This is a genomic window from Streptomyces venetus, assembly GCF_039540295.1.
GTDB classification, from domain to species: domain Bacteria; phylum Actinomycetota; class Actinomycetes; order Streptomycetales; family Streptomycetaceae; genus Streptomyces; species Streptomyces venetus.
Genome location: NZ_BAABET010000003.1, coordinates 314,635 through 330,794 on the forward strand (window position 1 = coordinate 314,635; position 16,160 = coordinate 330,794).

Below are 16,160 nucleotides of genomic sequence, written 5' to 3' on the forward strand. Positions count from 1 at the left end.
GCGTCCCTCGTCGATCCATCCTCCGAGGACGTCATCCTCCCTGAGAGCGGCCCACGCGCAGGGTGCCGTACTCCCGTTGAATCGTGGTGCGGACCAGCACGGCCCCCCTCCGGCGGCGACCGGTCACGTTCGTCCTGCTCGACCGGGCCGGGCTCGGCGGCAGGGCCTGGCGGTCACGCAACGCCGGTTGCCGGCCGAGGGCGGCAACCCCGAGCACCGCTGAATGTGACGGTGCGGCGTAAGGATTCCGTCATCACCTGCGAGGTGAGGGACGGACGTCGGCTTCCGTTGAATGGGACAGGACAGACAGACTCCCAGAAGGCGAGGCGGAGATGGGGCGCGTGTGGAAGGTACTGACCAGGCCGTTGGTCATCGCGGTACTGGTGGTGGTCGCCGGAGTCGGCTTCGGGCTGTACTGGTTCCAGCCGTGGAAGCTGTGGCAGGACGAGACCGTCGAGGAGGCCCTGCCCCAGGTGGTGGACACCTCAGCACCTCCTGCGGTGGAGCCCTCCCGGACGCCCACCGCGTCGGCCGGACCGCAGACGCTGTCGAGCGGTGAGCTGATCAGTCACGAGCACCCGACATCGGGCACCGTGAAACTCGTACGGCTCGCCGACGGCTCCCACATCGTCCGGCTGGAGAACCTCGACACCAGCAACGGCCCCGACCTGCGCGTGTGGCTCACCGACGCACCGGTGAAGGAAGGGACGGCCGGCTGGCACGTCTTCGACGACGGGAAGTACGTCAGCCTCGGCAAGCTCAAGGGCAACAAGGGCAGCCAGAACTACGTCGTCCCCGGCGACGTCGACCCGGCCCGGTTCAGCAGCGTCAGCATCTGGTGCGACCGGTTCGACGTCTCCTTCGGTGCTGCCGAACTCGCCCGTGCCTGACAGGCCCTGACAGCACCAGCGCTTGCTGCATGAGGAGGCCGAGCTGGACGCGATCGTCTCCGTCCTGAGCTGCCGACGGGCACGCGCGGACGTCGTTAGCAGCCGGACCAGACCGGACGTGTCGAGCGAGTAGATCACCTGCTGTGCTTCTCCGCCCTGTGCAGACGCTCGGCGTCCTCGACGGCACCCAGCCGCAATGAGATACCCGCCGGACGGCGGGTCGTGTGGGTGGCGCCCGGGACGTAGTGGGGGCGTGCCCCCGGCGCCCGTTCCACCCGCGCCGAATCTCGTTCGTCGCACAATGCGGCGATCGCCGCGGGCGGAGCTTGTGGACCCCGGCGAAAACCTCCGCCGGTCAGTGCTGCTGTGCTGCTGTGCGCGTCCTGTTCGAAGCCCGGGTCGGCGTCTCAGGAACAGGGGTGAGTGTCCTCGAGTCGGTTGTCCCGGCAGTCAGGCCACCGCGTTCAACAGGTCGGCCAGCACGTCGGGGCGCTCAAGGGCGATGAAGTGACCGGCCTTGGGGACCTGTGTGAAGTCGGCGGCCGGAAGCAACTCCTTGTTGGCCTGCCGGTCCGAAGGACGGGACCAGTCCTTCTCGCCGTAGACGAGGTGAAGGGGCACCTTGACCTCGCGGTAGCGCGAGCGGGCGGCGATGAGGCTGGGCAGGCTCTGGTAGACGGCTCGGGCGACGGTCGGGTAGCCGGGGCGGGCGCCCACCTGGAGGAGTTCGTCGACGTAGTCCTCCCGCAGTGCGCTCTTGTCGCCGAGTCCGCCCTGCAGAATCCTGCTGAGGGCGGGCCTGGGCTCCACCCCGGCGAGCACCGGCCCCACGCCCGGAGCGAGGACACCGCTGATCACCACGCGGGCGAGAAAGCTGGACCGGGCGATTCCGCCGCGGAAGTCGTAGGTGTTGACCGCGACGACGCGCCGTACCCGCTCCGGCAGATCAGCCGCGGTGGTCAGGGCGAGCACCGCGCCCATGGACTCACCCGCCAACGTCACGTCGTGGAGGTCGAGTTCGGTCAGGAGCCGCTCGACGCCCACGCGCATGGCCGGCTCGTCGTACGACGCCCCGGGCACGATCTCGGAGTAGCCCATCCCCGGCAGGTCGAGGGCGTACACGGTGTAGTGGTCCGCGACCAGGGGGATGAGGTGGCGGAAGTGCTCGGCCTGGGTGCGCACGGTGTGCAGCAGGACCAGGGGAGCGCCGGTGCCCGCCTTGAGGTAGCGCAGCGTTCCCTGGCGGCCGCCGGATCCCGCGCGCGGGGCGATGGTGTGGCTGGTGGTCCCCGGAATGCGAAGGGTGGGACGTGGCTCTTGGCTGAGCATCTCGCCGACTCCTTGGGTGTGAGTGGATCACCGAAAACGGTCACAACTCTCACCGGAGAATGAGAAACCGATCGATTCCATCAAAGTAAACCGATCGGTTTCCGCGCGCAAGCCGGGCAGGCTCCCGGCTTCACCGGGCGTTCCGCACCCGTGGATACCAGGGACGACGAGCTTCGAGGTGGCCGCCGGGCTCGGCGTGACGGGTCCGCACTGCGGTCACCGCTGCCCGGGCCCACCCCAGTCCGAGGCCGGCTGGCCCCTGCCAGGACGATGGCGGGATCATGACCACCATGCGCATCCGCATCGACGCCGTCGACCTGCCGGGCCTCACCTGCCCCGCCCCTGCCGACGGCAAAGTCCCCGCGTACGGCAACATCCACGTCGCCGTGCAACGCCGCGACCGGCCGGCCGAACTCCTCGAGCCACAGCCCGGCGACGCACCGTCCGCGACGTGGACCCTGGAGTGCACCACCAGCGCCTCGCCGACCGGCATCGAGGTCAAAGGCCCCTATGTGCAGGACCGTCTGGGACGACGGTTCATCTACCTGTCGTGGGGCACGGTCGACGAGTCGGGCACCTTCACGATGTTCCGCCGCGCCAAGCTCATGCTCGACGTCGTCCCCGCCGACGTACTCGCCGCCGCCGCACGCGACGGGCTGCTGGTCGGACGCCTCGGCCTGACCGACGCGCGGGGCGGGCCCCTGTGCGCACGCGTCGAGCCCCCGCACATCACCTGGACCGCCGCACGCGCCGGCTAGAACACGGCCGACGAACGGCTCGCGCTACCCGTCGGCCACCGCCGTCGTGCTCTTCCGGGCCGATGTGACCTTCATCGCGACAGTGGGGTGTCGACACGTTCCCCGTCGCCCCGTCCGTCGATGACGAGGGCAGCGGCGCACGGCTCATCGACGGAGGTCATGGCGCTGCGTCCGGAAGCGCTCGGCCGGAACACCGCTTCCGCGCGCATCAATATCTGTATCGGCGACATGAGAAATAGGTGCGGTGCGCGGCGAGTATTCCTCGGCCGCCGAGCGGAGTGGAATTTCTGACCGCGCAGGGCCGGTCGCACCGTGCTAATGTCGATCTCAGTTGCAGGTGTGGTTGCCAGAGGGTTCAGTTTTCCGACGGGTTAATCAGCACGGCGACACGGAATCCGCACAGGGCGAATTCTGTACATCGTCTCCGAAGGAGAAATGACATGGCTAACGGCACCGTGAAGTGGTTCAACGCGGAAAAGGGCTTCGGCTTCATCGAGCAGGAGGGCGGCGGTCCCGACGTCTTCGCCCACTACTCGAACATCGCCACCCAGGGCTTCCGCGAGCTGCTGGAAGGCCAGAAGGTGTCCTTCGACGTCGCGCAGGGCCAGAAGGGCCCGACGGCCGAGAACATCGTTCCCGCCTGACACCGGCGACAGCACATACTTCGCAGCTGGGGCCCGCACCTTGGGGTGCGGGCCCCGGCTCGCTGCATTTCCGGGGTGATTCTCCCCTGCCGTATTCGGCTCGTTCTCGCGATTCTCTGCGCCGTTCATTTTGCTGCGGAAATTCCTTGCTACGTGCCTACGTGCCCACATCGAGGAAGGTTCCACTTGAACCGCGCACGCACTACCCGCACTGAACGCACGACCCGCACCTACGACCGCTCCCGGGGTTCTGCCGCCCAGCGCTCGGAGGCTCCGCGGCGTTCCAAGGGCTACGGACGCCGACAGACCGCACCCCAGGGCGAGTTCGCGCTGCCGGTGACGACCACGCCCGCGTTGCCGGCCGTCGAGTCGTTCGCCGACCTCGCCCTGCCGGCGCCGTTGCTGGCCGCGCTCGGTCACGAGGGCGTGACCGTACCGTTCCCCATCCAGGGGGCGACCCTGCCGAACTCCCTTGCGGGACGGGACGTGCTCGGCCGCGGCCGTACCGGGTCGGGCAAGACCCTCGCCTTCGGCCTCGCGGTGCTGGCCCGTACGGCGGGCCGGCGCGCGGAGCCACGGAAGCCGCTCGCCCTGGTCCTCGTCCCCACCCGCGAGCTCGCCCAGCAAGTGACCGACGCGCTCACCCCGTACGCCCGCTCCGTACGGCTGCGGCTGGCCACGGTGGTCGGCGGCATGTCGATCGGCAGGCAGGCGGGGGCGCTGCGGGCCGGGGCGGAGCTCGTCGTCGCGACACCGGGGCGGCTCAAGGACCTCATCGACCGGGGTGACTGCCGACTGGACGACGTCGGTATCACCGTCCTCGACGAGGCCGACCAGATGGCCGACATGGGCTTCATGCCCCAGGTCACCGCCCTGCTCGACCAGGTGCGCCCCGAAGGGCAGCGGATGCTCTTCTCGGCCACCCTCGACCGCAACGTCGACCGGCTGGTCCGCCGCTACCTGAACGACCCGGTGGTCCACTCCGTCGACCCGTCGGCGGGTGCGGTCACCACGATGGAGCACCACGTGCTCCACGTACACGAAGCGGACAAGTACCGGACGACCACCGAGATCGCGGCGCGAGACGGCCGGGTGATCATGTTCCTGGACACCAAGCACGCCGTGGACGGGCTGACCAAGCACCTGCTGAACAGCGGCGTCCGCGCCGCGGCTCTGCACGGTGGCAAGTCCCAGCCCCAGCGCACACGGACCCTCGCCCAGTTCAAGACCGGCCATGTGACGGTCCTGGTGGCGACCAACGTCGCGGCCCGCGGCATCCACGTCGACAACCTCGACCTCGTCGTCAACGTGGATCCGCCGGGCGACCACAAGGACTACCTGCACCGCGGTGGCCGTACCGCCCGCGCCGGCGAGTCCGGCAGCGTCGTCACGCTGGTGACGCCCGACCAGCGCCGCGGCATGAACCGGCTGATGGCCGCGGCCGGCATCACTCCCCGGGTCACCCCGGTCCGTTCGGGTGAAGCGGAACTGAGCCGCATCACAGGCGCCCAGGCCCCTTCCGGTGTCCCTGTCGTCATCACCGCACCGGCCGTGGCACGTCCCGGCCGTGCCGGGTCGTCCGCGACTCCCTCGTCCCGAGGCCGTCGCCGCCCCGCTCGCGGGCGCACCGCCGGACAAGCGGGGCGGCCCAGGGCACAGCGGTCGGCCTTCGATCCGGCGGCCTAGAAGCATCGGCCTAGAAGCATCGGCCTGGAAGCACCGACCAGAAACGCGCCCCATCCCTGAGGAGGCAGCTTTGACACCGGTTCAGACACAGCGACACCAGGCGGGTCCGTCCCCCCTGACCGTGGTCGACGACATGGACGTGTCAGGGCCCCGGGTCCGGGACGACATGACCGTCGAGGTCGCGCTGTCCGTCATGGCCGGCGCCCGGGTCGAGTACCTCCTCCTGTGCGACGCGGACGACCAGTGCACGGGCTCGATCACCCGAGCCGAACTCGCCGTTCACCGCGGCAGTTCCACGTACACGGACCGGCTCCGTCTGCGGGACGTCCTCGACGGGCCCCTCACCTCGCCCGCCCCCCGGCCCGTCGCCGTCGGCGAACACGGCCGGGGCGGCCCGGGCGTCCTGGCCCTCGCCCGCTGATCCGCATCGCCCGAACCAGCCCGTTCTCCTTCTCTCTCTGTGGGGCATCATGCGCTGTGTCATCGCCCGGTACCCGTTCGACCTGACCAGGAGCGACGTGCTGGCCTCGATGGAGGGCGTCACGCCCGAGATCGTCACGGGTGAGTCCGTGACCATCGGCCGCCGTCGCTACCCCGTCAAGCAGGTGGGCCAGATCATCACCCGACAGGACCGCCGGGACTTCACCGGCGGCGAAGTCGTCCGGGCCATGACCCGCCTCGGCTTCACCTGCCACGACCGCCCCGAGGCCGAGCCCGTACGTGTCCTCACTCCGCTCCAGACCGCGTCGGCACTGCTCGGTGCCGCCTCCCTGGAGGTATGAGGACGGGCGGAGAACCGCCATCAGGACCCGGTGAGGGCCCTGCCGACGCGCGTCGGCAGGGCCCTCATCGCCGTTTCACCGTCCGTTCTGAGATCACCCGTTGGTGCAGGTCACAGGCTTTCTGTTCCCCCCGAGGGCCGAAATCTGTTGTAGCCAGAGTAGACATTGGCTTCTGACGCGGTTAGTCTTTTTCTCGTTGACACGGTCCAGCGATACCCGACAGACACGAACTGGCGGGGTTGAAGTACACGAGAACCGCAGGTCAAGAGGAAGGACGGAGGAGCAGACGCCATCAGGATCGCCCGGCCGGGAAGCACTCGGTCCGGGTACCGCAAGACCCCGGATTGGAAGGTGGTCCCCGGTCACGCAGCCGCGATCCCCGCACCCCCCTTCTGGAGGGCTGGTAGCGGAAACAGAAGGTCGGCAGAGCATTAGGGCCGACAGATGGTGTTGAATTTCCTTCGGGGCCCTGGTGCCGTACGGCACCAGGGCCCCTCGACGCGTTGCACAACGAGGTGACATGACAGCAGATATCCCCCTCAGCGATCGTCTGGACGACGACGACTACCCCGCGTACACCATGGGGCGGGCCGCCGAGATGCTCGGCACCACCCCGGCTTTCCTCCGAGCCCTCGGTGAGGCTCGTCTGATCACTCCGCTGCGCTCGGAGGGCGGACATCGCCGGTACTCCCGCTACCAGCTGCGGATCGCGGCGCGCGCCCGCGAGCTCGTCGACAGGGGCACCCCGATCGAGGCTGCTTGCCGCATCGTCATCCTTGAGGACCAGCTCGAGGAGGCGCAGCGCATCAACGCCGAGTACCGCCGCCGTGCCGGACAGGAAGCGCCCGACAGCTCCGCTCCCGGTTCCAGCTGATCACGTGGCGCGGGCCGGTCGGCTCGAACACGCATAACGCACGACGGCCCCAGGTCAGCGCACCCATTCGGCCACGCGAGCGCCGTCGCTTCCCAAGCTGAGAGCGCGAGTTCGATTCATGTCACCCGCTCCCATGCCGGCGAGTATTTCGGAGACGTCCTGGGAGGCGGCCGTGGCACCGCCGACGGCGGCGCCCTTCAGCAGAGTCAAGAGTCCTGGTGTTCTACCGTTCCACGCATGTCCCCGATCAACCGCGAGAACCCGCTGACCTCAGAGGACGCCCAGGCGTTGCTGGCCATGCTCCCCGCCCGCGTCGAGGTGGAGCGAGGGATGAGTGAGCGGGAACTTGATCACGTCGAGGAGCGCTGGGGGTTCCGTTTCGCGCCGGAGCATCGAACGCTGCTGGGCGCAGGGCTGCCTACGGGGAGTCGTTGGCCGGATTGGCGGGATGGCGACCCGGAGGACCTGGCGGAGCGGCTGGCCTGGCCGGTGGACGGGGTGCTGTTCGACGTGGAGCACAACGCGTTCTGGCATCCGGACTGGGAGCCGCGGCCTGCGGGCCCTCAGGAGGCCTTGGAAGTGGCACGCACGTACTTGGCCAAGGTCCCTGTGATGGTGCCGATCTGTTCGCACCGGTACTTGCTGGCCGATCCGGACCGGACCGGTACGCCCGTGTTGTCGATGTACCAGACGGACATCATCTGTTACGGCACCGATCTGGTCGATTACTTCCACCACGAGTTCGGTCGCCCTGTGCCGACACCCGAAGGCCATCAGGACGCCACGATCCCCTTCTGGTCCTACTTCCTGGACTGAGCGGGCCCCTGGGGCGGTCGGTAATGCGATGCGCTCGTCCTCGGTGACGGACGTCTCGATCGTCACACGGATATGCCCCATACGTGCGCGATGCCGGAAAACTTCTATCGGCTGGCGACGAGCCGCGTCGGGTGGCTGGCGACGGGCCGCAGTCGTACGCGCGCGTCGAGGCCGGTGCCGGGGGCGGGATGGAGGGTGATGGCGCCGCCGGAGGCGTCGACGAGGTGGCGAACGATGGGCAGGCCGAGGCCGGTGCCGTCGTGGTGGGTGTCGGAGGCGCGCCAGAAGCGGTCGAAGGCGCGCCGGCGTTCCGTCTCGCTCATGCCGGGGCCCTGGTCGATGACGTGCAGCTCGATGCCGTGGGGCACATGGCGGACGGCCAGGGTGACAGTGCTGCCGGAGGGGGAGACGCGAAGGGCGTTGGCCAGCAGGTTGTCGATGATCTGTTCCAGTGCGCCCGGGATGGCCCACACGTGGCCTGCCGGTCGTCCGGTGGTGGCGATACGCACGTCGTGTTCGGCGGCGAAGGGAGCCCAGGTAGCGGCCCGGTCGGCGACCACGGCGTCGAGATCGGAGGCTTCCGGGGTGGTGGCGGCGGCTTCGAGTCGGGCCAGGGAGAGCAGCCCCTGGATCATGCGGCCGAGGCGTTCGGTCTCGCCGATGGCTTCGTCCAGGCTGTCGTGGACGGCCGGGTCGAGGTGGGGTTCGAAGTTCTCCAGCCGGATCCGCAACGCTGTCAGGGGGGTCTTGAGCTGGTGGGAGGCTTCGGCGGCGAAGGCGCGCTGAGCGGCGAGCAGGTGTTGCAGGCGGGTCGCGGTGTGGGTGAACGAGGCGGCCAGGCGTCTCAGTTCGGGCGGGCCGAGGTCGGTGGCGGGCAGGTTGGTGAGGGTGCCGTCGGCGAGCTGGGTGGTGGCGCGTTCCAGGGCGTGGACGGGGCGGATGATCCAGCGGGCCAGTGCCAGGGCGATCAGTGCCGCGGCCGCCAGCACGCCCAGGCCGGTCAGGGCGAGGGTGAACCAGATGTCGCGGACCCGGCCGTCCAGCACGTCGGTGGGGTAGCTGAGCCGCAGGGCGCCGCGGATGGTCTCGCCGGAGGAGCCGGGGACGGTGACGTAGCGGGTCTCCGTGCCGCTGTCCGGGTCGGGTGAGGTGCCGACGGTGGTCCGGTTGCGCAGGGCGGTGGCGATGTCCGGCTGTGCTGACAGGTCGGCGCCGGCGGGGGTGGTGGAGGCCGAGTCGGTCAGGACGGCGCCGGTGCGGTCCACGACGACCACTCGGGCTCCGGTCCGCTCGGCGTATTCGGTGGCCAGCTCGGGCAGTTCGTCGGTGTTGTTCTCCTCGATGCGTTCCTCGGCGAGTTCGGCCAGCATTCCGGCGTCCCGCTCCATGCTGTTGGACAAGCGGGACGTTTCGGCGCGGGCGAACAGAAGCCCGAAGGGAATCTCCAGACCCAGCAGGACGAGCAGGACCAGCCCGAGATAGCCGGCCAGCAGACGCCGGGTCATGTCCGTGCCTCCCGTCCCGCACCGTGGGGCGGCGCCGCGGCATCAGGAGCGTGGAGGCGGAAGCCGACCCGGCGGACGGTCTCGATCCAGGCGGGATCGCCCAGCTTGCGGCGCAGGGCGGCCACGTGCACGTCCAGCGTCTTGGTGGGGCCGAAGAAGTGCGGGTCCCACACCTGGTCGACGATCTGCTGACGCGAGCAGACCGCGCCCGGGTCCAGAGCGAGGTAGGCCAGCAGGTCGAATTCCTTCGGGGCCAGGGCGATGGCAGCACCGTGGAGGCGGACCTGGCGGGTGCGGCGGTCGATGACCAGCGGGCCCACCGCCTGCCCTGCGTCCACGAGCGTGGGGTCGGGGGCGGACGTGAGAACGGGGTGGTGGTGGCTCGGTCCGGCCGCGCTGCCGGGAGCGTCGCCACCTGCCCCGGCCTGCGGGCGGGTGCGGCGGGTGACCGCGCGAATACGGGCGACCAGTTCGCGGACACCGAACGGCTTGGCCATGTAGTCGTCGGCGCCCAGTTCCAGGCCCAGGACCCGGTCGATCTCCTCACCCCGGGCGGTGATCATGATGATCGGCACATCCGAGCGCCGGCGCAGGGCCCGGCAGACATCGAGACCGTCCATGTCCGGCAGGCCCAGGTCGAGCAGCACCATCTCCGGCTCGGGAGCGGCCAGCGCCGCCGAGCCGGTGCGCGCCCGCTCCACCGTGTACCCGTAGCGGGTCAGGCCCTCGGCCAGCGGGCCGGCGATCCGTTCGTCGTCTTCGATGAGCAGCACCTGCATGGCGTCAGGCTCACACCCCCACCACTCCGCCGCGGTGATCACACCAACCCGTCCACATCGTCCGGCCAAGTCGTCCGGACAGTCTCTGTTACGCGTTCGGGGACACGTCCGCTCAACGAAGACGGCCGGGCTCGTCGGCTCCGGGCACCTTCGGCTGCGGGTATCTCTTCCGCGGCCGACGCGGCCCAGCCTGTCCGTGGGCGGGCGGGATCAGTCGTCGTCGCCGGCCTCGTCCTTGGTCTTGACTACCTTGTAGGTCTTCGGGTCGAGGTAGACCTCCACCTCGCTGCCGTCGGCCTTCTTGATCTCCACCGCGTACGTGCCGGGGTTCTCGGCGTCCTCCTCGGACTTGACCACCTTGCCGGGGAAGGCGGCGAGCGCCGCGGCCTCCGCCTTCTGCTTGGCTTCACCGGTCAGCGGGGTCTCCACCGGGTCGCCGCCCTCGCCACCCTCGGCCTGCGCACCACCGTCCGCGGCCTGGGTGCCGCCGCCGGCCTGGCCGGCCGTCGCACTGTTCGAGGACGAAGCGGAATCGCCGGAGTCCGAGCCACCGCAGGCGACCAGTCCGACCAGCAGGGCGGCGGTGGACACAGCGGCGGCCAGGGCACGCTTGGAAGCGTTCATGTCGAAGATCTCCAAAAGAGTCGGGGACGTGAACGACCCTAGAAACGGGGACTCAAGCAAGAGACCAGAGAGCAGCCAGGAAACCGATAAGAAGCGCCCAACCTTCAGCCGTTGGACAACTCCGGCCATGCGCACCCGGTGGTCCTTCGTACTGGCCTGGTCCGACTGGCCTTGCTGTCGCGGTCGACGGCAGGGCGGCAGCCGCTGCGTCAGCGGTGCGTGATTCCGGCCTGGGCCGCAGGGGCGAGGGTGGGCCCGACGGCGTTCGGCCTGCGGCGGCTTCGGTGATCAGCCGACCGGTGCCGGCATGGGCCGGACGTCGTAGTGGAGGCGGATCGTGTCGCCGGTGGTGGGGTCGGACAGTTCCACGGTCCAGGCGTCGGCGAACTGGTCGACGCCGGGGGTCATGGGGATGGTGCCGGAGATCAGGACGGTGCCGGGGGTGAGCGCCTCGCGTGCGCGCAGGACGTCGAGCCAGTAGGCGGGGGTGAGGAGTTCGGCGAGGGTGCCGTGCTGGATCTCCGTCCGCGTGCCGCCGTGGGTGACCCAGGCGCGCAGGGTGAGGGCGTCGAGGCGGGACTCCACGTCGGCCAGGCGCCAGGCGCGGCGGGCGAGGACGTCGGGGCCGGCGTTCTTGCTCCAGGCCACGCCGTGCACCTCCAGGTCGCGGTCGGTGTGGTCGCAGGCGGCGGTCAGCAGCAGCTCTCCGTCGTCGGCCACGACAAGCGCCCATTCCGCCTCGCCGGAGGTGTGCCCGTGCTGCGCGTGGACCCGGTCGGTCTGCTGGGCGAGGTAGGGGGAGACGGGGTAGAGGGCGGGCGTCACGGACGGGCCGGGCACGCCCAGCTCGGCGAGCTCCGCGACGTGTGCGGCGACGTCCTCCTGGCTGCGTCCGGCGTACCCGGCGTTGAGGACCTGGACGACGTCGACCTCGCGTGTCGTTCCGTCGGGCAGTTCGAAGGTCAGGACGGCCATGAGGCACTCCCAGGGATCGGGTGGCGGTCCGCGGACCGGCATTTCTCCGCGGTTAACTTCTCGCGCAGGGGTTGCGCATACGACCTGTATACAAGAAGTATGCCGGAAGGTCGATGTCCCCCCGGCCTCCCCCAGCAAGGATGGGAACCATGTCCGACACCCCGAAGGACGACACGAAGGACGACGCCCGGGCGTCCGACCGGCGCTCCGGCGTCCGCCGGGCCTTCGTCGCGAGCCTGACCGGCACAGCGCTGGAGTGGTACGACTTCGCCGTCTACTCCGCCGCGGCCGCCCTGGTCTTCGGCGACCTGTTCTTCCCCTCGGAGGACCCGCTCACCGGCACCCTCCTGGCGTTCTCCACGTACGCGGTCGGCTATGTGTCACGCCCGCTGGGCGGGTTCGTCTTCGGCCGCCTCGGTGATGTGATCGGCCGCAGGAAGGTGCTGATCTCCACACTGGTCCTCATCGGCGTGGCCACGTTCCTCATCGGCGTCCTGCCCTCGTACTCGACGGTCGGCGTGGCCGCCCCGATCGCCCTGGTCGTGCTGCGCTTCGCGCAGGGCGTCGGCGTCGGCGGCGAGTGGGGCGGCGCCGTCCTGCTCTCCAGCGAGTTCGGCGACCCGCGCCGCCGCGGCTTCTACGCCTCCGCCGCCCAGGTCGGCCCGCCCGCCGGCAATCTGCTGGCCAACGGTGTCCTGGCCGCCCTCGGCGCGGTGCTCACCGAGGCGCAGTTCGAGTCGTGGGGCTGGCGGGTGGCGTTCCTCTTCTCCGGCGTGCTCGTCGCGTTCGGACTGTGGATCCGGGCGAAGCTGGAGGAGACCCCGGTCTTCAAGGCGATGGAGGCCGAGCACTCCCGGCCGGAGGCACCCGTCCGCGAGGTGTTCACCACGCAGCCCCGCGCCCTGCTCGCCGCGATCCTCTGCCGCGTCGGTCCCGACGTGCTGTACGCCCTGTTCACCGTCTTCGTCCTGACGTACGCCACCCAGGAGCTCGGCATGTCACGCGGCTCCGCCCTCGCGGCCGTGCTCATCGGCTCCTCGATCCAGGTCTTCCTCATGCCGCTGGCCGGTGCCCTCTCCGACCGGATCGACCGCCGTCTGCTGTACGGCGGTGCCGCGGTGGCCGCCGGGGTGTGGCCCTTCGTGTTCTTCCCGATGATCGGCGGCGGCACCTGGCTGCCGCTCGCCACGGGGGTCGTCGTGGGCCTGGTGATCCACTGCTGCCTGTACGGTCCGCAGGCCGCGTTCATCGCCGAACAGTTCGCGCCCCGGCTGCGCTCCACCGGTTCGTCCCTGGCCTACACCCTGGCCGGGATCATCGGCGGCGCCGTCGCCCCGCTGCTGTTCACCAGCCTGCTGAGCGCCTACGACACCTGGGTCCCGCTGGCCGTGTACATCGCCCTGGCCTCGGCCGTCTCCCTGGTCGGCGTCTGGCTGGGGCGCGGCCCCGAGGCCGCCGTCGAGGAGGACGCCGCGCTCGCCGCGCCGAAGGCGCCGCACCCGGCGGACGCCACCCCGTCCCACTGAACCCACCGACCCCGACTTCCCCCGACCCGACTTCCGAGGAGGACCGCAGCGTGCGGATCGCCCTGAGCCAGCTCACCACCGGGCCCGATCCCGGGAAGAACCTCCGGCTCCTGGAGGAATGGACCGAGCGTGCGGCGGACGCCGGAGCGCGTGTCGTCGTCTTCCCGGAGGCGTCGATGGCCTGCTTCGGCACGCCGCTCGCACCGCTCGCCGAATCCCTCGACGGTCCGTGGGCCGAGGGCGTGCGGCGGATCTCCCGCGCCACCGGCACGGTCGTGGTGGCCGGAATGTTCACCCCTGCTCCCGGGGGCCGGGTGGCCAACACCCTGCTCGCCACCGGGCCCGGGGTCGAGGCGTCGTACGACAAGATCCATCTCTACGACGCCTTCGGCTTCCGCGAGTCCGACACCGTCGCCGCGGGGTCCACCACGACGGTCATCGAGGTGGACGGCGTACGGCTGGGCCTGGCCACCTGCTACGACGTCCGGTTCCCGGAGCTGTTCCGGGCGCACGCCGACGCCGGGGCCGTCGCCACGCTGCTGGCCGCGTCCTGGGGCGCCGGGCCCGGCAAGCGCGAGCAGTGGGAGCTGCTGGTGCGGGCCCGTGCGCTGGACGCCACCGTGTGGCTCGCCGCCGTGGACCAGGCCGACCCCGGCGCGGGCGCGGGTTCCGGCTCTGGCTCTGGCTCCGGCTCTGGCTCCGGCTCTGGCTCTGGCTCCGCACCGACGGGGATCGGGCACAGTCTCGTCGTCGGATCCGACGGGACCGTCCGGCACGCGCTGGGTGCCGAGCCCGAGCTGCTGGTGGCCGACCTGGACGTCGACGAGGTCGCCGCGGTCCGGCGGCGGACCTCCGTGCTGGCCAACAGGCGCCCGGAGGTGTGGCGGTGAGCAAGCCCGAGCTGGAGTTCCACCTCCCCGACGGACCGTGGCGGATCCCGGCCGGTGCCGGCCCGGGCGTCGAGGAGCGCGTCCTGGCCGACGACCCCGAGCGCGGCTCCCGTACGGCGCTCGTCCGCTGGGCGCCGGGCACCGACACCTCGGCGGACGGGGTGGCCCGCCACGACTTCTGGGAGGAGGTCTACCTCGTCGAGGGCGCGCTGCACGACCTGACGCTCGGCCGGACCTTCACGGCCGGCATGTACGCCTGCCGCCCGCCCGGGATGCCGCACGGGCCGTGGACGTCCCCCGACGGGGTCACCATGCTGGTGATCACCTATCCGGAACCCGGCCGACGGTGATCGGCGGGCCCTAGCCCGCGAGCAGCACCTTGAGCGTCGACTCCAGATGGTGGTCGATGGCGGCGCACGCGGCCTGCGCGTCACCGGCCTCCAGGGCGTCCACGATGGCCTCGTGTTCCTCCAGCACGGCTTCCTGGCGTCCCTGCTGGTTGAAGAGAGCGACCACTCCGGCCCGGACCTGGCGGCTGCGCAGGCCGTCGTAGTGCCGGTCGAGGAGGGCGTTGCCGACGGCGGACACCAGGGCCGAGTGGAAGCAGTGGTCCACGGCGATGAACTCCCGGGCCTGGTCGGCTCCGGTGAGCTCGCGCTGCCGTGCCAGCAGGGAGCGCAGCCCCGCCACCGGCGCCGTTCCCCCGGCCACGAGCTGCTGGGCGGCGTACCGCTCGACGACGCCCCGGAGCTCCATGAGCTCGCGGATCTCCCGTCCCGTCAGGGGGGACACCCGGGCGCCCCGCTTGGGCACCAGCTCGACCAGGTCCTCGGCCGCGAGCTGGAGCAGCGCTTCCCTGACCGGCGTGCGGGAGACACCGACACGGTCCGCGAGCTCCTGCTCCGACAGGAAGGCGCCCTGCATCGCGGGATCCGTCAGCACGGTGTCCTTGAGATACGCGTACGCCTTCTCCCGACCGGACGTCACCGCAACCCCCAGCTTTCGCATACAGCTTGTATACGGACGCTACCACGCGGCTTCGGCACGAGTTCGCTCCTCGTCGCCCCAGGAAACCCAAGGAGATCAGGGCACGGCAGGCTCGTGCGCGGCCGGTTTCCCGGCCGGCATGAGGCGCGGGACGACGCGGACGTAGACGACCATGCCCAGGACTTCGACGAGGGTCTGGGTGACCACGACGACCGCGGCGGCGGCGAGGGAGTCGGGCAGTGCCAGTGCCAGGGGCAGTACGACGAGCGAGTTGCGGGTCGCTCCCGTGAAGACGATGGCCCGTCCGGCCGGGGCGCCGAGGCGGAACAGGCGGGCCACGGCCTTCCCGGCGAACGCCATGACCACGAGGAACGCCACGTAGAACGGGACGACGGCGGCGACGTCGGGGAGGCTGTCGCCGAGTTGGGGGACCTGGGAGGCGACCACGGTCACGAGGGTCGCGGCCATCAGCGGCACCATCGCGGTGGTCGCGGCGTCGGAGACCCGCTGCCCGGCCGGGCGGCGGGCGGCCCATGCCTGAAGGGCCCAGGCCAGGGCGAGCGGGATCACGATCAGGACGGCGAAGGCCTCCACGAACGGGCCGGCGTCCACGATGTCGGCCAGGCCGGAGCCCAGGAACAGGTAGAGGAATCCCGGCAGGAGCAGCATCTGCGCGACCAGCAGGAGCGGCGTCGCGGCCAGCAGGCGGCGGCTGGAGCCGCCTGCCAGTCCGGAGAAGACGATCACGTAGTCGACGCACGGGCACAGCAGCACCAGCAGGACCCCGACCCGTACGGCCTGGTCGGCGGGCAGAAAGGCGAACATCGCCGCGACCACCGACGGCACCACCACGAAGTTCACCACCAGGGCGGCCGTGAGGAACCGGCCGTCGCGCAGGGAACGGACCAGCTCGGCGGCCGGGACCTGGAGGAAGGTGACGAACAGCAGCGCGCCGAGGACGGGGTTGATGGCGTGCTCCAGACCGGGGCCGGCGTCCGGGGCGAGCCATCCGAGCAGCCCTCCGACGGCCATCGCCACGAGGTAGATCGCGACCTGGTGATGTTCCATCCACTCGACCGCGCCCCGCGGTCCCTG

General features: G+C 70.6%; 18 protein-coding genes. 11 read left to right on the forward strand and 7 right to left on the reverse strand.

Features of this window, described 5'->3' with window-relative positions:
* Positions 1–332 precede the first annotated feature (332 nt).
* Positions 333–890 (forward strand): DM13 domain-containing protein, encoded by a 558-nt coding sequence (locus tag ABEA82_RS11220; protein ID WP_345661244.1) that lies wholly within the window; start codon positions 333–335, stop codon positions 888–890.
* Between the two features lie 450 nt (positions 891–1,340).
* Here the strand turns inward: ABEA82_RS11220 and ABEA82_RS11225 are convergent, their stop codons facing one another.
* Positions 1,341–2,219 (reverse strand): alpha/beta fold hydrolase, encoded by an 879-nt coding sequence (locus ABEA82_RS11225; RefSeq protein ID WP_345661245.1) that lies wholly within the window; start codon positions 2,217–2,219, stop codon positions 1,341–1,343.
* Between the two features lie 290 nt (positions 2,220–2,509).
* Here ABEA82_RS11225 and ABEA82_RS11230 point away from each other — a divergent pair, with 290 nt between their 5' ends.
* The 7 genes from ABEA82_RS11230 (at position 2,510) to ABEA82_RS11260 (ending at position 7,779) form a co-directional block, all read left to right on the forward strand.
* Positions 2,510–2,977 (forward strand): DUF5990 family protein, encoded by a 468-nt coding sequence (locus ABEA82_RS11230; RefSeq protein ID WP_345661698.1) that lies wholly within the window; start codon positions 2,510–2,512, stop codon positions 2,975–2,977.
* 440 nt (positions 2,978–3,417) lie between these two features.
* Positions 3,418–3,621 (forward strand): cold-shock protein, encoded by a 204-nt coding sequence (locus ABEA82_RS11235; protein WP_345661246.1) that lies wholly within the window; start codon positions 3,418–3,420, stop codon positions 3,619–3,621.
* A gap of 186 nt (positions 3,622–3,807) precedes the next feature.
* A complete protein-coding gene (locus ABEA82_RS11240) occupies positions 3,808–5,307 on the forward strand; it encodes a DEAD/DEAH box helicase (RefSeq protein ID WP_345661247.1) in 1,500 nt (499 codons plus the stop codon).
* Positions 5,308–5,377: 70 nt separating this feature from the next.
* The gene (locus tag ABEA82_RS11245; protein WP_425588508.1) at positions 5,378–5,728 is read left to right on the forward strand and encodes a CBS domain-containing protein; all 351 of its coding nucleotides are present in this window, start codon (positions 5,378–5,380) and stop codon (positions 5,726–5,728) included.
* Between the two features lie 49 nt (positions 5,729–5,777).
* Positions 5,778–6,089 (forward strand): SCO5918 family protein, encoded by a 312-nt coding sequence (locus ABEA82_RS11250; protein WP_345661249.1) that lies wholly within the window; start codon positions 5,778–5,780, stop codon positions 6,087–6,089.
* Between the two features lie 520 nt (positions 6,090–6,609).
* The gene (locus ABEA82_RS11255; RefSeq protein WP_345661250.1) at positions 6,610–6,963 is read left to right on the forward strand and encodes a helix-turn-helix domain-containing protein; all 354 of its coding nucleotides are present in this window, start codon (positions 6,610–6,612) and stop codon (positions 6,961–6,963) included.
* A 237-nt stretch (positions 6,964–7,200) separates the two neighbouring features.
* Positions 7,201–7,779 (forward strand): hypothetical protein, encoded by a 579-nt coding sequence (locus tag ABEA82_RS11260; protein ID WP_345661251.1) that lies wholly within the window; start codon positions 7,201–7,203, stop codon positions 7,777–7,779.
* 104 nt (positions 7,780–7,883) lie between these two features.
* Here ABEA82_RS11260 and ABEA82_RS11265 read toward each other — a convergent pair whose 3' ends face one another.
* The 4 genes from ABEA82_RS11265 to ABEA82_RS11280 all read right to left on the reverse strand — a co-directional run bounded on the left by ABEA82_RS11265 (position 7,884) and on the right by ABEA82_RS11280 (position 11,662).
* Positions 7,884–9,284: a sensor histidine kinase gene (locus tag ABEA82_RS11265; protein WP_345661252.1), complete on the reverse strand. Its 1,401-nt coding sequence runs from the start codon at positions 9,282–9,284 to the stop codon at positions 7,884–7,886.
* Complete coding sequence (locus ABEA82_RS11270) at positions 9,281–10,063, reverse strand: response regulator transcription factor (protein WP_345661253.1); 783 nt, start codon at positions 10,061–10,063, stop codon at positions 9,281–9,283. The genes ABEA82_RS11265 and ABEA82_RS11270 overlap by 4 nt, the downstream gene beginning before the upstream one ends.
* 210 nt (positions 10,064–10,273) lie before the next feature.
* Entirely contained in the window at positions 10,274–10,687 is a 414-nt protein-coding gene (locus tag ABEA82_RS11275; protein WP_345661254.1) for a PepSY domain-containing protein, read from the reverse strand.
* Between the two features lie 288 nt (positions 10,688–10,975).
* Entirely contained in the window at positions 10,976–11,662 is a 687-nt protein-coding gene (locus ABEA82_RS11280) for a DUF2848 domain-containing protein (protein ID WP_345661255.1), read from the reverse strand.
* A 149-nt stretch (positions 11,663–11,811) separates the two neighbouring features.
* Between ABEA82_RS11280 and ABEA82_RS11285 the strand changes: the two genes are divergently transcribed.
* Genes ABEA82_RS11285 through ABEA82_RS11295 form a run of 3 tightly spaced genes read left to right on the forward strand, consistent with a single transcriptional unit; the run spans position 11,812 to position 14,428 of the window.
* A complete protein-coding gene (locus tag ABEA82_RS11285; RefSeq protein WP_345661256.1) occupies positions 11,812–13,188 on the forward strand; it encodes an MFS transporter in 1,377 nt (458 codons plus the stop codon).
* A gap of 50 nt (positions 13,189–13,238) precedes the next feature.
* Complete coding sequence (locus ABEA82_RS11290; RefSeq protein WP_345661258.1) at positions 13,239–14,078, forward strand: carbon-nitrogen hydrolase family protein; 840 nt, start codon at positions 13,239–13,241, stop codon at positions 14,076–14,078.
* A complete protein-coding gene (locus ABEA82_RS11295) occupies positions 14,075–14,428 on the forward strand; it encodes a cupin domain-containing protein (protein WP_345661259.1) in 354 nt (117 codons plus the stop codon). Before ABEA82_RS11290 ends, ABEA82_RS11295 begins: the two co-directional genes overlap by 4 nt.
* A gap of 10 nt (positions 14,429–14,438) precedes the next feature.
* On the opposite strand, the gene ABEA82_RS11300 is transcribed toward ABEA82_RS11295, so the two are convergent.
* Positions 14,439–15,086 carry a GntR family transcriptional regulator gene (locus tag ABEA82_RS11300; protein ID WP_425588509.1) on the reverse strand — a complete coding sequence of 216 codons (648 nt, stop codon included), beginning with the start codon at positions 15,084–15,086 and terminating at the stop codon, positions 14,439–14,441.
* Positions 15,087–15,161: 75 nt separating this feature from the next.
* Positions 15,162–16,133, reverse strand: coding sequence for a bile acid:sodium symporter (locus ABEA82_RS11305; protein WP_345661700.1), 972 nt, complete (start codon positions 16,131–16,133; stop codon positions 15,162–15,164).
* Positions 16,134–16,160 lie beyond the last annotated feature (27 nt).

What these genes read in the sequence shown, in the direction of transcription:
- ABEA82_RS11285 (WP_345661256.1), top strand. Translation starts at nt 11,812, where the DNA reads ATGTCCGACACCCCGAAGGACGACACGAAGGACGACGCCCGGGCGTCC.
- ABEA82_RS11225 (WP_345661245.1), bottom strand. Translation starts at nt 2,219, where the DNA reads ATGCTCAGCCAAGAGCCACGTCCCACCCTTCGCATTCCGGGGACCACC.
- ABEA82_RS11255 (WP_345661250.1), top strand. Translation starts at nt 6,610, where the DNA reads ATGACAGCAGATATCCCCCTCAGCGATCGTCTGGACGACGACGACTAC.
- ABEA82_RS11275 (WP_345661254.1), bottom strand. Translation starts at nt 10,687, where the DNA reads ATGAACGCTTCCAAGCGTGCCCTGGCCGCCGCTGTGTCCACCGCCGCC.
- ABEA82_RS11270 (WP_345661253.1), bottom strand. Translation starts at nt 10,063, where the DNA reads ATGCAGGTGCTGCTCATCGAAGACGACGAACGGATCGCCGGCCCGCTG.
- ABEA82_RS11300 (WP_425588509.1), bottom strand. Translation starts at nt 15,086, where the DNA reads ATGCGAAAGCTGGGGGTTGCGGTGACGTCCGGTCGGGAGAAGGCGTAC.
- ABEA82_RS11305 (WP_345661700.1), bottom strand. Translation starts at nt 16,133, where the DNA reads ATGGAACATCACCAGGTCGCGATCTACCTCGTGGCGATGGCCGTCGGA.
- ABEA82_RS11235 (WP_345661246.1), top strand. Translation starts at nt 3,418, where the DNA reads ATGGCTAACGGCACCGTGAAGTGGTTCAACGCGGAAAAGGGCTTCGGC.
- ABEA82_RS11220 (WP_345661244.1), top strand. Translation starts at nt 333, where the DNA reads ATGGGGCGCGTGTGGAAGGTACTGACCAGGCCGTTGGTCATCGCGGTA.
- ABEA82_RS11265 (WP_345661252.1), bottom strand. Translation starts at nt 9,284, where the DNA reads ATGACCCGGCGTCTGCTGGCCGGCTATCTCGGGCTGGTCCTGCTCGTC.
- ABEA82_RS11260 (WP_345661251.1), top strand. Translation starts at nt 7,201, where the DNA reads ATGTCCCCGATCAACCGCGAGAACCCGCTGACCTCAGAGGACGCCCAG.
- ABEA82_RS11230 (WP_345661698.1), top strand. Translation starts at nt 2,510, where the DNA reads ATGCGCATCCGCATCGACGCCGTCGACCTGCCGGGCCTCACCTGCCCC.
- ABEA82_RS11280 (WP_345661255.1), bottom strand. Translation starts at nt 11,662, where the DNA reads ATGGCCGTCCTGACCTTCGAACTGCCCGACGGAACGACACGCGAGGTC.
- ABEA82_RS11250 (WP_345661249.1), top strand. Translation starts at nt 5,778, where the DNA reads ATGCGCTGTGTCATCGCCCGGTACCCGTTCGACCTGACCAGGAGCGAC.